This is a genomic window from Bacillota bacterium (assembly GCA_040755295.1).
Classification (GTDB): domain Bacteria; phylum Bacillota; class Desulfotomaculia; order Desulfotomaculales; family Ammonificaceae; genus SURF-55.
In genome coordinates this window covers 65429-81085 of record JBFMBK010000009.1, presented here as the reverse complement: position 1 = coordinate 81085, position 15657 = coordinate 65429, and the positions used below count along the sequence as shown (strand labels likewise).

Genomic DNA, 15657 nt, shown 5'->3' with positions numbered 1-15657 from the left:
TTTCTTTACACCTGCCGCCGGAAAATAATATGTTTCCGCCACCGTTTGCGGCTTTCCGCATAATCCGCACGGTAGTGGCCGCCTCGCGATTCGGTCCGCATCAAAGCCGATTCTGAAATTAATTCAGCCACGTCAAGCATGTTCCGCAGTTCCATATCGTCAGGTGCGGCAGCCGCCTTATCCCGCAGCCAATCCCATTCTTCGAGCCGCTCCAAAGCGGTCTCAAGACCTTTTCCCGTACGTACCGGCCCCGCGAACTCCTGCATAAGCGCCTTCAGGTCCTCTTTCAATTTTCCGGCGTCGAAACCGCTCGGCGGATCGAGGCCCTCATTTGCCGCAGACTGATCAACGGTTTCCTTCGTCAGCGTCCGCGCGTGTTCCGCGATCCTCCCGCCGAAAACCAGCCCGTCGAGCAAAGAGTTGGACGCGAGACGATTCGCGCCGTGCACGCCCGCGCAGGCCACCTCGCCGCAAGCGTAAAGACCTTTTATATTTGTCTCCCCATAAAGCCCGGTTTTTACGCCGCCCATAAAATAATGCGCCGCGGGGGAAACCGGTATGAGGTCACGCGCAAGGTCAAGACCGTGAGCCCTCAAACGTTCCGTTATAGTTGGAAAGCGTGCCTCAACCTTTTCCGGTTTCAGGTGGGCGAGACTGAGGTAAACGCATTCGGAACCGTCGATCGCAAGCTCCTTCAAAATCGCGCGCACCACTACATCCCGCGGCGCGAGTTCAGACAGGGGATGGTACCGGGGCATAAAGCGTTCCCCACTGGAATTCAGGAGGATGCCCCCTTCACCCCTGACCGCCTCTGAGATTAAAAAGCGGCGCGCCCCTTTGAGCGCGAGCACCGTCGGATGAAACTGCACAAACTCCATATCCATCACTTCGGCGCCGGCGCGGTAGGCGATCGATATCCCGTCGCCGGTGACGACCTTCGGGTTGGTGGTATGGCTGTAAATCTGCCCGGCTCCGCCGGTCGCCAGCGCCACGATCCCGGCGCGGAAGATGGTCAATTTCTCCCGGACCGTATCCCAGGTGAGCACACCCCAGCAAACCCGGTTGGTGACCAGAAGGTCCACCACGAAATGGTTTTCCAGCACCGTGACCCGCGGGTCCGAACTGACTATGGACGAAAGCACCCTCTGGATTTCCGCCCCGGTTGCGTCCCCGGCCGCGTGAAGAATGCGACGTATGGTGTGCGCGCCTTCACGGGTAAAATCGAGCCGCCCGTTGGCCCGGTCAAAGTTGGCGCCGAACCTTATAAGTTCCTCCACCCTTGCCGGGCCGTGGTTAACTAAAATCCGAACCGCGTCGGCGTCACAAAGCCCCGCCCCCGCGAGCAGTGTATCGCCGTAATGAAGCATCGGTGAATCGCTCGGGCCCAGCGCCGCGGCGATCCCCCCCTGCGCCCGTTCCGTGGCGGTATCGTCTATACCCCGCTTGGTAAGGACCACCACGTCATCCCAGAATTCGGTGGCCACGTGCGCTGTGTAAAGCCCGGCGATACCGCTTCCTAAAATAAGAAAGGCACACTCCGCGGTTTCCAGTTCCCGGCTGTCAAAGTTCACCAGGTAACGCCCGGCCACACACTCCACCCCCATATTTTAACTATTCAAGCACGGGTTCCGGGTCCGAATTCAGAAGTAAGTAGCCAGAATCCAGAATTTTAGAATCAGGAGCTATAGAGCCCTGACCTATACTGGGTATTATCTTCATGAAACGATTGGAAGACCGTGTGAGACACGACTTATAATATTTCTCGAAACCTTCTGACTTCTGACTTCTGGATACTGAATCCTGACCCCAAACAATTACCCGTCAGCCCACCGCCAGCATCCGCTCCACCGCTTGCACCGCACGCTCGCGTACCTCACCCGGGACCTCCACCCGCGGCTCGAGTGTACGGAGCGCATCGCAAATCTTTTCGAGAGTGATCTGCTTCATCTGCGAACAGATTAAAGACGCGGATGCAAGATAAAACCGTTTTTCCGGATTTTCTTTGCGGAGCTGATACAAAAGGCCTTCTTCTGTCACAACAATAAACTCCTCGGCCGAACTTTCGCCGGCAAAACGGAGCATCCCCGAGGTGCTCGCCACCTTGTCGGCCAGGGAAAGCACCTCTGCGCGGCACTCCGGGTGCGCTATAACCCGGGCGCCGGGGTGCTCTTTCCGGGCTCTGAGGATATCAATAGACCGGATCCGGTCATGAACATAACAATGCCCGTCCCATAATACAAAACGCCGGTCCGGGTTCTGCGACGCCGCGTATTGGCCCAGATTATAGTCGGGGACGAACAAAACCTCCTTTTCCGGCGGCAGGCTCTGCACCACCTTTGATGCGTTGGCGGAGGTGCAGACGATGTCACTCTCCGCTTTCACCGCCGCCGAGGTGTTGACATAACAGACAACCGCGGCTTCGGGCATTTGTTCCTTCCGTGCCCTGAGCGCTTCCGGGGTTACTGTCTCCGCCAATGGGCACCCGGCCTGCAAATCCGGAATGAGCACCGTTTTATCGGGTGATAATACGGCCGCGGTTTCCGCCATAAAGTGTACACCGCAGAAAACCAGCACCCCGGCGGGCGTAGATGCCGCACGGCGCGAAAGTTCCAGTGAATCGCCGATGTAATCCGCGATCTCCTGTACCTCGGGACGCTGGTAGTAATGGCTGAGTATCAGCGCATCCCGTTCCTCTTTAAGCCGTTTGATTTCCTGCACCAGTTCATTGTTGCCGCTCAATGCTTCACATCTCCTGCGTTATTGGTCACAACAAAAGCCGCTCAGCCCTTGGATTAAGGTTAATTCTAATTGGGGCGCTTTGCACTGTCAAGAAGGTTGCGGAAGCACCGGTAAATTGTGCCTGAAGCCGGGCTTTGTCCCAAAAGGTATGAAAAAAGGAATCCGATATACGAATTCCTGCAACTTACTCCCGCTCCGGCATTATAATATACTGTCCAATGTCCCGTTTTAGATGCTCCCAGCTTCCCTCGCAGGGTTCACATCCCGAAGCTTCTACCTTCTACATTCTGAATTCTGCATTCTATTCTCCTACCCAACCGTGCCGTGGGTTTCCTCCCGCTTGACCTCAACCACCTTGTTTTTATCGTCTACCATCACTATCCTGGGCCGGAAACTGCGGGCCTCCGCGTAGGGAACAACGGCGTAAGCGATAATGATGATTTTATCTCCGGGCTTCGCCAGCAGGGCGCCCGCGCCGTTGAGACAGACAACCCCCGAATCCCGCGGTCCCGAAATGGTGTACGTCTCGAAGCGCTCGCCGTTACTAATATCGGCGACCTGAACCCTTTCCCCCGGAAAGATATCCGCCGCCTCCATCAACGCCTCATCAATGGTTATACTGCCGACGTAGTCCACATTGGTCTCCGTAACCGTGGCCCGGTGGATTTTTCCCCTTAACATCATTAGGAGCATTTACTCCACCTCCACCAAAACATTGTCAATCAGCCGCGCCCGCCCGAAAAACGCGGCTACCGCCATCAACAACCTGCCCGGCTGTATTTCCTCGACAGGCTTCAATTCCGGCCAGTTTAAAACCTCGGCGTAGTCCAGCCGCGCAAGCGGTTCGGCACTGATGTTCGCCTCCAGCAGCCTTTGCAGCCGCGCCGGGTTTCGCTCGCCTTTCCGGACGGCCTCCTCGGCCAGCTTCAGGCTCCGGTAAATAACCGGCGACGCCTGTCTTTCCTCGCTTCCCAGGTAGACGTTCCGGGAACTGACGGCCAGCCCGTCAGCCTCGCGCACCGTAGGATGAACCATCACGCTGGTCGGGATGTTCAAGTCCTCCACCATCCGCCGGATCACCGCCACCTGCTGCGCGTCCTTAATTCCGAAGTACGCCCGGTCAGGTTGTACGATGTTCAGAAGCTTCGTCACCACCGTCGCCACGCCCCGGAAATGCCCCGGACGGGAACGACCGCAGAGAACGTCTGTTATCCCCGATACGTCAACGGTGGTGGCGAATCCGTCCGGGTACATCTCCCCCGCTTCCGGGAGAAACAGCGCGTGCACCCCGGCGTCGCGGCAGATTCGCCGGTCCCTTTCAAGGTCCCGGGGATACTCACGAAAATCTTCCCTGGGACCAAATTGCAGCGGATTAACGAAGATACTTACCACCACCCGGTCGGTATCTTCCCGTGCGGTCGACATCAGCGCGGCGTGACCGACGTGAAGGAAACCCATCGTGGGCACAAACCCGACCCGTTTTCCTTCCGCGCGCACCCCGTTTACGTATCCGCGCATCTCCGTAATTCTTTGGAATATATCCATAATACTTACTCCTTGGTGAGTATTCAAGGCTTATTATCCAGTAGTCAGTCATCAGTATGCAGTATAAAAAATCTAACCCGTAACCCGTGACCCGCAACTTGCGACTGTTATTGTTTCCCCAATGCCCCCGGACTGAGGACTGAGGACTGAGGACTTTCAACTTGGAACTTCCCGTGACTTACGACTACTCTTTCAAGAAATCATCCAGTTCCTCCGCCGGCATGGAGAAAGAATGCTCGGGGCAAGGAAATTCCTTTTTCAAAACCTCTTCCCGGTAGGCCTCCAACGCCCGCTTGATTTCATCCACCAGGTTGGCGTAACGTTTGGCGAACTTGGGTGAAAAACCGCCGTAAAGCCCGAGAAGATCGTGCGAAACCAGCACCTGCCCGTCGCAGTCGGAACCCGCCCCTATGCCTATGGTAGGCACCGGCACCCTCTCCGTTATCCGCCGGGCCACCTCGGAAGGCACACACTCCAGCACTATGGCGCAGGCGCCCGCCTCCGCGAGACTGACCGCATCCTGCACGAGGCGCCGGGCGGCTTGGGCCTGCCGGCCCTGCACCCGGTAGCCCCCGAGCTGGTGCACGTACTGCGGCGTCAGTCCGATGTGCCCGACCACCGGGATGCCGCTGACCGCAATCGCTTTTACCGTATCGGCCCAATCCTGCCCGCCTTCAAGCTTAACCGCCTGCGCTCCCGCCTCCTTTAAGAAACGGCCTGCGTTATAAACCGCTTCTTCTACGGAAACCTGGTAAGACATGAACGGCATGTCCCCGATCACCATCGCCCGGAAGGCGCCCCGCGCCACCGCCTTCGTATGATGGAGCATTTCTTCCATCGTAACGGGCAGAGTGGAGTCGTACCCGAGAATAACGTTGCCCAGCGAATCCCCGACCAGAATGGTGTCTATCCCCGACTCGTCCACCAGTCTGGCGGTGGGAAAATCGTAGGCGGTAAGCATCGTTATCGGTCGCTTTTCGTCTTTCCACCGCCTGAGATCCGCCGTTGTCACCCGTTCCTTGGACATTTCACTTCACCTCGCTGAAAATTTTTTGGAGTTCTTCTGCCGCTTCGGGTGATAAACCCTTCTCCCGGGCTATTTTCACGGTAAAAAGTCCGATCAGACGGTAAAGCCCCCATTCTTCCTTCCCCATCGCCGCGGCGTGCTGCCGGATCGTCCCGCTGTCCCCGCGGGCGACCGGTCCTGTAAGCGCGGCAATCGGTCCCACCTCGCTTACATTGTTTATGGTGCCCTGGATCAAAGGAAGGAAAGCGGGCAAAATATCGGCCCGCGGCAAACCGGACTGCCCGGCGAGGACGAGCACCAGATCAAGCAGCGTGACAAGATAATTGGAGGCGACACAGGCTGCGGCGTGATAGAGCGGCTTTGCCGCCGCCTCTATCTGAAAAAGGCTGCCGCCCAGGTCGTCTACCAGCTGTCGCGCCAGCGGATAGGCGTCCCGGTCGCCTTCAAAGGTGAAGTACGAACCGGGCAGGCGCTCCAGTGCAAGCTCCGGCGTCGCGAAAGACTGCAGCGGATGCAGCGAAAACACCACCGCGCCGGCTTCCTTTGCCGGCATTAAGATCGCCGCCGGGTGCGCGCCGCTTACATGGGCCACATACTGGCCCCCGCGGATGCCCCCTTCGCGGGCGATTTCCGCCGCCGTCGTCCCGATAACACCGTCGGGAGTCGTTACGAACACCAGTTCGCCTTCCCGCGCCGCTTCCGCCGCCGCGCAGACCCTTGCGCCCACCTTCGCGGCGAGACGCTCGGCCGAAGCCGCGCTCCGGCTTGCCACCGCCGCCACCGGATAGCCCCTTTCTGTCAGACTCAGGGCCAGGGCGGAACCAACGCGGCCCGCCCCGATTACGGCCACCTTTGGATGTTGATGCAAAACCCCACCCCCTTAAAAAAAGAAAATACCTCCGGGCCGTCCGAAAGGTATAATACACTGCTACCCCCGTCTCGGTCCTTACCGGCTCCAAGCGGATTTGCCTGTAAAAAAGAAATTGGTGGTGCGGCTCCCGATCGATGCCGCCCTCATCAGCCAGTATATTATCATATGAGCATCAAACAAAGCAATCAACTAATCCCGACCGGTAGTTTTGGCGGGGCGAACTGAAAAAAACGCCTATCTTGTTGTTACGTTTACGGTTTTAGTTCTTTCGTCCCACTGCACCGTACCCCCGATGGCCTCAACAAAGGAACGCAGTTCAACCCAGGTCTTACCGTCGACTATCTTAAAGGGCACGCCGAGTGCGGGTCGGCCGTTTATAACCAGCCGCGGCTCTTCTTCCGGCAATTCCACACCAAAATGGCGGGCTGCCGCACGCGCTATCGCCCGCGCCATAATAGTCCTGGCCCCCGGAAGCGCCAGAAGATGCTCTTCATGAGGGTTGCTGATGAAAGCAAGCTCCGTGAGCACCGCCGGCATAACGGTGTGCCGGAGGACGTAAAACCTGGCCGTTTTGGTGCCCCGGTCGCGCAGCTTGAGTGCTTCCAATAGTTCGGCCTGCACCAGTTTTGCGGCATCGGCTCCCGGTCCCGTGTCGCTGAAGGAATAGGTTTCCGTTCCGTTAGCCTTCGGATCGTTTGCGCCGTTGCAGTGAACGCTGACAAAAAGGTCGGTGCCCGCCTTGTTCGCTATCTCACACCGCGCGGCAAGATCCTTGTTTTTATCCGCGGGCCACGGAACCTGATCACTATTCCGCGTAAAAATCACGCCTACTCTCGCTCTCTCAAGATAAGAACCGGTCTTGAGCGCAACCTCAAGGTTGACGTCCTTTTCTTTTAATCCTGACGGCCCTGTCGCTCCCGGATCGTAGCCCCCGTGACCGGGGTCTAGGCACACCAGCATCCCAATTACCTCCTCTTGAAAATAGTGCTTCTTTCGCCGGGCGCGGCGATAAGTAACGCATTGCTGCATCACTTCTCGCCGCGTTCCGCCTTTGTTACGTCACTGCTTCTAAGTGACCAGCTTAAGGGTCCTCATTTTCATTCGACGTGGTGCCGTCTTCGGCAGCATGGCGAACTCCTCAGAAAATAGAATCAACCGCCAAGGCGCTCAAGAAAACAAATCCGGATAACAGGCAAATGCCTTACCGTTCCGATTTTCATTCTTATAACCATGCCTTTCGCTGCGCTCAGGCACAAAACGTTATGAAAATGTTTTTCATTTTTCGTTGTGCCGCAACGCGGCATAGGCGACTCCTTCACCGCCGTCCGGCATAACGGGCGGAAGCTTTATCAAGAAACACTTATTCAGTTTCCGAAATATCATGATAACTAAGGAGGGAAGAACCCATGCTGTATTTCGTTCGGTCCGGAGATACCTTGTACCTTATTGCGGGGCGTTTCGGCACCACCATAGACGCGATACTCGGCGCCAATGTGATCTGCAACCCGGATATCATCTACCCCGGTGAGGTCCTGATCATCCCGGAACCGGGGCTCGACCTGCCGAAAGCCGGCGGCGGCCCCTATTATGTCGTGCGCCCGGGAGACACCCTTTGGTGTCTTGCCCGCGAGTTCGGCACCACAATAGAAGTGCTGGCGCGAATCAACCAGATACCCGACCCGAATTACATTCTGGCAGGCTCCGAACTACTTATCGCACCCGAAATCCCCGACCCCGCACAACTTAAAGAGACCTGGGAGCGGACGGCGGCGCAGTACTGCGATATGCTCAACCCGCTCCAGATTCACGGTATTTACTACATCGGCTCTTTCCAGTGGGAAGCGCTGGGACGCAGGGCTATCCCCTATTTACTGCAGTTGCTCCGGAATCCTTGCGATGTAGTGCGGGCTTACACCGTGATCAGTTTCGGCAGGCTCGGCCTCAACCGGCAGGTCAGGACTGCTCTCGGCGGCGTGAGCGGTGACCCCGCCGTCGCCGACCTGGTTCCGCTGGCCTTAAGACGGATCGATCTTGTGGCGCAGGGGCGTAAAAGGGTTCATCTGATCATGCGGGATGTCACCCTTTTAGACTGGCCTCAGATAGGTTCCACAGGGACGCCGCTGCCCGCAGGCACGGAAGTTATCGCCCTCAGATGGCACATCCCGAGCCCCACCGGTGAAGAAGGTCCGAGAGGCGGCATCCAGTTATACGATTATGTGCAGGCGGTAAGCACCGGAAGAACCGGGTTTCTGGCGCGTGTCGGTTTTGACGAAATACTTCTTATTTAGTCGCGGGTCACGAATCGCAGGTTACGAGTCAAGTAGTAGAGCCATTGCGGAAACAGTCGGGCGGAGCCCAATCCCGGCATCTCCTGGCTTTTGTGCAGAACATCACCGTTATGCTTACGGCTTTCGCCCTGGTGCGGGAAAGGGAACGCGGCTGCCGAGCGTGCTCCTGCGCGGGTTCATCTTCCCGCGCTCTTCCATGCCGGCCGTCATCCGATACATCGGCAACCTCATCCCCCTGACCTATTTTCTCGATATCCTGCGGGGGATTATGCTCAAGGGTATCGGCGTGCAATACCTCTGGCGGGACATTTCCAAACGCAATGAAAGAACTGGCCGGAAAGAAAGGGTTCCACGCTGTGACCACCGACGAACTGGCTGCGGCCGCCGGTGTGAGCAAGCGCACCCTTTGCCGCTACTTCGCCGGCAAGGACGAGATAATCGAGGCGGTTCTCGATGATATGATAACCGGCGTCGAGCGGCGGGGGCAGTCGACCGTTCTTAAAAACACAACATTATCCCACGCTGTTTTTAAATACATCTTGCATACGGAAGCAAATAGTTGTATCGTATATACCAATATTTAGCACTGCCTTCTTTAAACGCAACCATTAGCTTGGTATTTCGCCAACGGAACGCCTGAATGGATCCTTTCAACGATTTTGCGAGGCTGCGCCGTGAAGAATCTAAAGGTTATTCTACCCATAACCGGTCTGTTTGTTTTGATCGCGGTATCGGTGACCCTGTTTTCCGCCATCGGCTTTTCGCAACACGGAGGAAACGCTTCTCCTTCTCCCGTATCCGGAGGATCCGAGGAAAAGGGCACGGTTGAACCCGCCGTCGTCCATAAGGTTCCCGCGGCCAACCTTCCTTCCGCTTTGAATTTTAAAACCCTGGTTTTCAGCGGTAAAAAGGTCGTCCAACCCTTTAAAAGAAACGGTGATTTATCATTCGACGCGTCCTCGGACTACACCGGGGTAGAAGGTGTGGTTTGCTTCAGAGGCAACAATTACCGGGACTCCGCCAGTTACGGGTGCGCAGGCGTAACCCTTGAAAAACTGGAGAAGGTATGGAGCCGCCGGACGGGTCGGATAGACTCCTGGACCGGTGTCGGCTGGACGGGACAGCCGGTGATAATCAAATGGAACGAAAACCTGAAGCAGAAAATGAACCTTTTCCCGGCCGCCAAAAAGAAGGAAGGCCTGAAAGAAGTCATTTGCGGGGCACTGGACGGCAGGGTCTACTTTCTCGACCTTGGAACGGGCGAACCGACCCGCCCCCCGATCAACATGCCGGGCCCCGTTAAGGGAAGCGTTTCCGTGGACCCCAGGGGGATTCCGCTGCTTTATGTAGGCCAGGGGATAGACGCCGTGAACGGCAAGCGGGTTCCCATAGGTTTCAGCGTTTACAGCCTGCTTGACGAAAGGCTTATGTTCTTTATCAACGGGCACGATAAACCTGCGCTGAAAGGTTGGGGGGCGTTCGATTCAAACAGCCTGGTCCACGCCGGCGCGGACACGCTCATCGAAGCCGGCGAGAACGGCCTCGTTTATATCATAAAGCTGAACACCGCTTTCGACCCCGAACGCGGCCTTCTGCAAATCAATCCGGAAGAGGTAAGGTACCGTTACCGCTGTTCGCTTAACAGGCAAAGCGGCATAGAAGACTCCGTCGCCGTTTATAAGCACTTCGCCTATTTCGCGGACAACGACGGGGTGCTGCAGTGTCTGGATTTAAATACGCTTGTCCCCGTGTGGGCGCGGAGTGTAACCGACGACACGGACAGTACCGCGGTCCTGGAGGAGGAAGGCGGCGGCGCCGTTCTTTACACCGCCTGCGAGGTGGATAAACAGAGAAAGGGCGGATCCTCCTACGTCAGGAAAATTAACGCCTTAACAGGCACGACGATGTGGGAAAGGTCCTTTTCGTGTTCCCACAATGTTTACGAGAACGGCGGAACGCTCGCCACCCCCGCGTTAGGCAAACATGACATCTCCGACCTGGTGATTTACAGCATCGCCCGGTGCAACGGGCCGAAAGGAGGAAGGCTCGTCGCCTTTAATAAAGATAGCGGCAAGACCGTGTGGGAGATAGCGCTTCCCTATTACTCCTGGAGTTCGCCGGTCGATGTCTATACCCCGGGCGGGAAGGGTTACATCGTCTTCTGCGACTCCGGCGGCAGTATGTACCTGATCGACGGAAGGAAAGGCATAATCCGCGATAAGGTCAACCTGGGCGCCAATGTCGAGGGTTCCCCCGCGGTCTTCGATGACATGGTCGTGGTCGGCACCAGGGGACAAAAGATCTGGGGTGTGCGGATAAAGTAACAGAAAGTTACAAGCCGCAAATCAAGTCCTCAGTCGACAGTCCTAAGTCCGCATGACAGGGAAAAGCAACAATAGTTGTTACGGATTGCGGGTCAAGTCCCTCAGTCGAAAGTCCTCAGTCCTCAGCTAACAGTGGAAAACACTAAGTCAAAGGCTGCGATTCAGGAAAGAGCTTGTGCCTGATATTTTACAAGGGATCACCCATGCCGCGCTGCGGCACAACGAAGGCAGCCGTATCGTGTCATGCGCCCTGACGACGACCGAAACCGGCGATACGGCGATGGTCGGAGGAGTCTTTACGAAGGAAGCGTACCGGAGGCAGGGGTTTTCCCGGGACTGCACGTTGCACCTTTGCCGTGATTTGACGGAAAGACGCAAAGAAGTCTACCTATTTTACGATTCGGCGGATGGAACGCTGGCAAAAATGTACGGGGATTCAGGGTTTGAAGCAACCGGCGACCGGGTTCTCGCTACGGTCGCAGAAGGGTAACGTACTGATGAAGAGCGCGGCGATAAGCAACGCATTGCTGCGTCAGCGCGGCGAAGCCGAATCCTCACGTACGTATTCAGTACGCTCCGGTTCGTCTCCGCCGGTCTTCCTTGCACTGCATGACTTCTCGCCGCGCTCCGTAAGTGTTAAGTGACGGCTGAATAGTTACTTGGAAGGACCTTCGGCGAATCGTCCCTGAGCGCGGCAAGATCCCGCATCGCCCGAAAACCCGGGCGCAGCCACTCCGGCAGGGAATCCTCCTTCAGCCCTCCGAAAACAGATTCCGCCTCGCTGAACCTTCCCAGCCGGCGGTACAGTTCTCCGACCAGATAGCCGGTAACCGCCGCTTCCACCCCGCCGCACCCCTGCGCGAGCGCCCCCTGGAAAAGCCTGACCGCCTGTTCCTGATGGTAGCGCTCCGCCTCCGGGTCGCCCTCGTAGCGCGCGCACCATGACCCGCGCAGGTGGAGGCGCGCGAGACGCATTACGGGCGCTTTCCTGCGCCGCTGCCAGATGACCGCGAGCCGGTACTTTTCGCTCCCGGGATACAGCGCTCGCTGCTCGCGCAAGAATTTCCCGAGCGCCCGCTGTATCGGGTGGTACTCGCTGTAACGGGGAAACCCGCCCAGATAGTCGAACTCCTCGTAGTTGGCGGCAAAACGGCAGCCGGGACATACCACGACAAAAAAAGGGTAGACAAAAATGCTGCCCGCCCGGTAGCACAAGTCACTCTCCAGGAAGCCGCCCGAACCGGTACCCTTCATTACCTCCGCCGGAAAAGCGGTATAACACTCCGGACAGCGCAGGCGGCAAAAAACCGGCACCAGGCTCATTGCCCATGTACCTCAGTCTAAAAGGCGGGCCCGGAAAACCTCAACTCCCACCCGTTCAATTGTACGGCCCAGTCGCTCGCCCCGTTTCGCAAGTTCCCCGTAAAGATCCAGCGCCTTTCGGGCCAGAGCGACCACCGTTTCACCGTCCACGTCCCGCGCCATTTCGTCGCCGATCCGCGGCCTGCCGCCGCTGGTTCCACCGGCAATCACCGTCCAGCCCTTGGGTTTACCGAAAGCCCCGAAATCCCTGAGCCAGGATTCCCCGCAGTTGAAAGTGCAGCCGGAAAGTCCGATTTTCACCTTGTGCGCAAACTCACCGTACCCGACGAGTAATTTGTCCAGGCGCGCGCCCAAACCCAGGGAATCCTGCTGTCCGAAACGGCAAAAAGCGTTCCCCGGGCAAGCCTGTACGTAGTGTACGCAGTGCCCCGTCGCCGGGGCAGGCCCCACCCCTAGGTCGGCCCAAATCGCTTCCACGTCCTCGGGTTTTATCCCGACCAGGGCAATCCGCTGCGCGGAAGTAATCTTCGCCACGGGAATGCCGTACTTTTCTATCACGTCCGCCAACCGCCGGAATACGGCGGCGTCCATCACGCCGGCGGGCGCAAACCGCGGTACGATAGCGTAGGTTTCTTTATCACGCTGGAGAATGGCGCCACGCGGGCACTCTTGTTCGTTCGCCATAACAACACCCCCTGTGCCCGTCATTTTCGGCGCCAGGAAACGTTATTCCTGCAAGATTATAAGGGTGGAGGTTTGAGGCAGGGATTATATGGAAAGTATTTGACAATGGGAGAGGTCCCAGGCGGGATTCGATGAAAATCGTTATAGCAAACCCGCTTCTTTTAATTTCTTCTCGACTGAAGGGTAGAGCGAAATATCGGTATGAGGAAAGAACCGGCTGCCCGCAAAACGGTTCATGAAGTCCGCATTCACGTTCAGCTCAAAGTAGGTCACCCGCCGGCGGATCTCCTCCATCTCCCGTCTTGCCTCCTCGAAAACAAGCGCCCGTCTTGCCCCTTCGAGCGAGGTGTTCCCGAGCAGCCCGATCCGGTAGCGCGGGAGATCGGGATAGAGCCCGATGGTAACAGCGGCCTCTACGTCAAGATTTTCTCCGAAGGCGCCGGCGGCATAAAACCGGCTGATTTCTGCGGGCCTTACGCCCACGGCGGCCAGGAGGGTTTCCATCGCCGCGTTGACCGCCCCTTTAGTCTTGAGGAAGCTTTTGATGTCTTGCTGCGTAATTACGATATCCGCACCGCTCTCCGTATCGCTTCCCGGGACCGCCACAAACGCTTCGCGCCCGTCACGGAAGCGTCCCGCCCGGTCGATAACCCCTGCCAGAAGCATCCCGGCCAGGGCGTCCACCACCGCCGAGCCGCACAGTCCCTTCGCCCTGCCGCCGTCCATCACCCGGTATTCAACCGTCTGCGTCCGGGGGCCGATGCGCACGCGGTCCACCGCTCCCGGCCCGGCACGCATCCCCTGGCGCACCACACCGCTCTCCAAAGCCGGTCCCGCCGCTCCCGCCGCCGCGACCAGCCATTCCCTGCCGCCTATGACCATCTCCCCGTTGGTCCCAATGTCCATGAAAAGCGCCGTTTCGTCCTCCCGGCACATCCCGCTCACCAGGATACCCGCTACCGCGTCGCCGCCTACATAGCTCCCGACCCCGGGCAGGCAGTAAACCACCGCCTCCGGGTGAACCGCGAGCCATAAATCTCCCGCACGCAGGAATCCGGGGTTGTTTACGACCGGAATATACGGCTCCCGGCAGATCCGCGACGGGTCCAGCCCCAGGAAAAAATGGATCACGGCGGTATTGGCTCCCACCGCCACGGATGTTACCTCCGCCAAAGAAACCCCGGCATCGGAGGCCGCTTCTTCCGCTATCCGATTAATGCTTTCCAAGAGCAGGACCTGAAGTTCCGCCGGTCCTTCCTCGCCGGAGGCATGAATCCTTGTGAGGATATCCTCCCCCACCAGCGTCTGCATGTTCTCGCCCGCCGCCGCAGCCGTCACCTTTCCCGAGGTCAAATCTACCACCGCCGCGGTTATCGTCGTCGTTCCCGCATCGACCGCCAGACCGTACTGCCTTCCCGTGGTGTCCCCCCGCTCAACCGCCTGAAGCCGCCAGCCTCCCACATCCCGTCCGAGCGTCACCGTTACGCGCCAGTCCGAATCCCGCAGCACCCCGGACATCCGCCGTATCACGTTCAGTGGCACGCTTACCTCACCGGTATCCGCGGGAATCGCCGCCAGAAGCCGTTCCTTATCGGCCGTATTGTCCTCAAGATGAGGTTGCGAAAGCTCGACATACAGTTTCCTGCTCAGCAACGTCTGCCTCCGAATACCATAAATATCGTAAAGAAATCGACCCAGCTTTTTGATAAACCGGAAAACACAATGCTATTATGAAGAAGCTCTTTAAAAGCGCCGCAGACTCTCCTTCAGCGCCAGCGCCGTCTGCCGCATGCCGTACAGCGCGAAGGCGATGCGCCGGGGGCGGTTACGGCTTTTCCCGAACCAGTCCAGCCTGAAAGCGGTCGCCCGGCTGAGCCGCATGAGCAGCAGCGCAAGCCACAACCTGCCGGCCGTCGGCGGCTTTCGGGCAAAAACCTCGCGCGCTTCCGGAAGACCGAATACGGCTTCCGGGTCCACGTTTCGGTAGCGTTTCAAGATCCCGGCGCTCAGAATGACAGCCCAGATCACGCCGGCGATAAACAGGATGGATGACAGCAGACCATTCAGATCGGCGATGTACAGAGCTTTCAGCCAGAATACATCCGGCTCGCCGAGGTTGGTCATGAAGTGCTCGAAGGTTGCCAGCCCGCCGGCCGCCGCCGGCAGCAGCCACCGGATCCGGCGCCGCGCATCCAGCCTCAGGGCAAAGCCTATGACTAAAGCCAGAGCCGCCGTCACCCCGGCGTGACCGAACCAGGCGGTCGCAGCCGCTTCGGGCCGTTCCAGTGTCGGCAGAAGGTAGAACCAGCCCAGGTGCGGGCTGATGTGCTCGGCGATACGGGCGTAGGAGTGCAGGTCCACCGCCATCCCGCGCCACACCGTCTCGATGAACTGAAATCCGCCGCCGAGAGCCGCACCCAGTACGGCCAGGTCCAGCGGACCGGCCGTGTAGCGCAGGTGCCGCCAAGGACCCACAATGAGAATAACCGCAAGCGGCAGTATCTTAAATGCTTCTTCGCAGACCGGCGCGAGAAAAACCGCGCCTACATCAACGTTCTTCCCAACAATATCCGCAAAAAAGTAATGAACGGGGTAAGCGTACTCCAGCAGACTGACGAGCGGCAATTGCACAAGAAGAACCAGCGCCATGACGGGACCGGCACCCATTAGAAAGGCGCTGATAACAAGCCGCAGGGGAACGGTGCGCCAGGGCCAGGTAAGCACCGCAAGCTGAAGAACGAACATGGCCGGCCAGTAAAGCGCCACCCACAGCTCGCTCCATAATGACGCCGAAAAAACGGGCAGAACGGCCAAAAAGAGCGCGGTGACGAACACCAGCGGCCAATATGTTTTCAT

The 15657-nt window shown here is 58.0% G+C and carries 15 protein-coding genes and 1 pseudogene; 5 read left to right on the top strand and 11 right to left on the bottom strand.

Features of this window, described 5'->3' with window-relative positions; genetic code table 11:
* Window positions 1–5: 5 nt before the first annotated feature.
* The 7 genes from nadB to AB1500_08365 all read right to left on the bottom strand — a co-directional run bounded on the left by nadB (window position 6) and on the right by AB1500_08365 (window position 7142).
* Window positions 6–1589 carry an L-aspartate oxidase gene (gene nadB, locus AB1500_08395; GenBank protein ID MEW6183180.1) on the bottom strand — a complete coding sequence of 528 codons (1584 nt, stop codon included), beginning with the start codon at window positions 1587–1589 and terminating at the stop codon, window positions 6–8.
* 232 nt (window positions 1590–1821) lie between these two features.
* Complete coding sequence (nadA, locus tag AB1500_08390; GenBank protein MEW6183179.1) at window positions 1822–2739, bottom strand: quinolinate synthase NadA; 918 nt, start codon at window positions 2737–2739, stop codon at window positions 1822–1824.
* Between the two features lie 309 nt (window positions 2740–3048).
* Window positions 3049–3432 carry an aspartate 1-decarboxylase gene (gene panD, locus AB1500_08385; protein ID MEW6183178.1) on the bottom strand — a complete coding sequence of 128 codons (384 nt, stop codon included), beginning with the start codon at window positions 3430–3432 and terminating at the stop codon, window positions 3049–3051.
* The gene (panC, locus tag AB1500_08380; GenBank protein ID MEW6183177.1) at window positions 3433–4284 is read right to left on the bottom strand and encodes a pantoate--beta-alanine ligase; all 852 of its coding nucleotides are present in this window, start codon (window positions 4282–4284) and stop codon (window positions 3433–3435) included. It lies immediately after the preceding gene.
* Between the two features lie 184 nt (window positions 4285–4468).
* A complete protein-coding gene (gene panB, locus AB1500_08375; GenBank protein MEW6183176.1) occupies window positions 4469–5311 on the bottom strand; it encodes a 3-methyl-2-oxobutanoate hydroxymethyltransferase in 843 nt (280 codons plus the stop codon).
* 1 nt (window position 5312) lies between these two features.
* Entirely contained in the window at window positions 5313–6179 is an 867-nt protein-coding gene (locus AB1500_08370; protein MEW6183175.1) for a Rossmann-like and DUF2520 domain-containing protein, read from the bottom strand.
* Between the two features lie 237 nt (window positions 6180–6416).
* Window positions 6417–7142 carry an N-acetylmuramoyl-L-alanine amidase gene (locus AB1500_08365; protein ID MEW6183174.1) on the bottom strand — a complete coding sequence of 242 codons (726 nt, stop codon included), beginning with the start codon at window positions 7140–7142 and terminating at the stop codon, window positions 6417–6419.
* Between the two features lie 446 nt (window positions 7143–7588).
* On the opposite strand from AB1500_08365, the gene AB1500_08360 reads away from it, so the two are divergent.
* The 5 genes and pseudogenes from AB1500_08360 (at window position 7589) to AB1500_08340 (ending at window position 11284) form a co-directional block, all read left to right on the top strand.
* Complete coding sequence (locus AB1500_08360; protein MEW6183173.1) at window positions 7589–8470, top strand: LysM peptidoglycan-binding domain-containing protein; 882 nt, start codon at window positions 7589–7591, stop codon at window positions 8468–8470.
* 151 nt (window positions 8471–8621) lie between these two features.
* Window positions 8622–8780 (top strand): annotated as a pseudogene (locus tag AB1500_08355) (ABC transporter permease).
* A 10-nt stretch (window positions 8781–8790) separates the two neighbouring features.
* A complete protein-coding gene (locus tag AB1500_08350; protein MEW6183172.1) occupies window positions 8791–9054 on the top strand; it encodes a helix-turn-helix domain-containing protein in 264 nt (87 codons plus the stop codon).
* Between the two features lie 90 nt (window positions 9055–9144).
* Window positions 9145–10794 carry a PQQ-binding-like beta-propeller repeat protein gene (locus AB1500_08345; protein ID MEW6183171.1) on the top strand — a complete coding sequence of 550 codons (1650 nt, stop codon included), beginning with the start codon at window positions 9145–9147 and terminating at the stop codon, window positions 10792–10794.
* 175 nt (window positions 10795–10969) lie between these two features.
* The gene (locus tag AB1500_08340) at window positions 10970–11284 is read left to right on the top strand and encodes a hypothetical protein (protein ID MEW6183170.1); all 315 of its coding nucleotides are present in this window, start codon (window positions 10970–10972) and stop codon (window positions 11282–11284) included.
* Between the two features lie 146 nt (window positions 11285–11430).
* Here AB1500_08340 and AB1500_08335 read toward each other — a convergent pair whose 3' ends face one another.
* The 4 genes from AB1500_08335 to AB1500_08320 all read right to left on the bottom strand — a co-directional run bounded on the left by AB1500_08335 (window position 11431) and on the right by AB1500_08320 (window position 15657).
* Window positions 11431–12117, bottom strand: a complete 687-nt coding sequence (locus AB1500_08335) for a DUF2225 domain-containing protein (protein MEW6183169.1) — start codon at window positions 12115–12117, stop codon at window positions 11431–11433.
* A gap of 12 nt (window positions 12118–12129) precedes the next feature.
* The gene (locus AB1500_08330) at window positions 12130–12801 is read right to left on the bottom strand and encodes an NAD(P)/FAD-dependent oxidoreductase (protein MEW6183168.1); all 672 of its coding nucleotides are present in this window, start codon (window positions 12799–12801) and stop codon (window positions 12130–12132) included.
* Between the two features lie 141 nt (window positions 12802–12942).
* On the bottom strand, window positions 12943–14454 hold the full coding sequence (locus AB1500_08325; GenBank protein ID MEW6183167.1) for an ASKHA domain-containing protein: 1512 nt from the start codon (window positions 14452–14454) through the stop codon (window positions 12943–12945).
* Window positions 14455–14544: 90 nt separating this feature from the next.
* On the bottom strand, window positions 14545–15657 hold the full coding sequence (locus AB1500_08320; GenBank protein ID MEW6183166.1) for a PrsW family glutamic-type intramembrane protease: 1113 nt from the start codon (window positions 15655–15657) through the stop codon (window positions 14545–14547).

Excerpts from the sequence above, each read along its gene's own strand:
- AB1500_08360 (MEW6183173.1), top strand. The coding sequence starts at position 7,589 with ATGCTGTATTTCGTTCGGTCCGGAGATACCTTGTACCTTATTGCGGGG.
- AB1500_08320 (MEW6183166.1), bottom strand. The coding sequence starts at position 15,657 with ATGAAAACATATTGGCCGCTGGTGTTCGTCACCGCGCTCTTTTTGGCC.
- AB1500_08365 (MEW6183174.1), bottom strand. The coding sequence starts at position 7,142 with ATGCTGGTGTGCCTAGACCCCGGTCACGGGGGCTACGATCCGGGAGCG.
- AB1500_08335 (MEW6183169.1), bottom strand. The coding sequence starts at position 12,117 with ATGAGCCTGGTGCCGGTTTTTTGCCGCCTGCGCTGTCCGGAGTGTTAT.
- AB1500_08330 (MEW6183168.1), bottom strand. The coding sequence starts at position 12,801 with ATGGCGAACGAACAAGAGTGCCCGCGTGGCGCCATTCTCCAGCGTGAT.
- AB1500_08350 (MEW6183172.1), top strand. The coding sequence starts at position 8,791 with ATGAAAGAACTGGCCGGAAAGAAAGGGTTCCACGCTGTGACCACCGAC.
- panD (MEW6183178.1), bottom strand. The coding sequence starts at position 3,432 with ATGCTCCTAATGATGTTAAGGGGAAAAATCCACCGGGCCACGGTTACG.
- panC (MEW6183177.1), bottom strand. The coding sequence starts at position 4,284 with ATGGATATATTCCAAAGAATTACGGAGATGCGCGGATACGTAAACGGG.
- panB (MEW6183176.1), bottom strand. The coding sequence starts at position 5,311 with ATGTCCAAGGAACGGGTGACAACGGCGGATCTCAGGCGGTGGAAAGAC.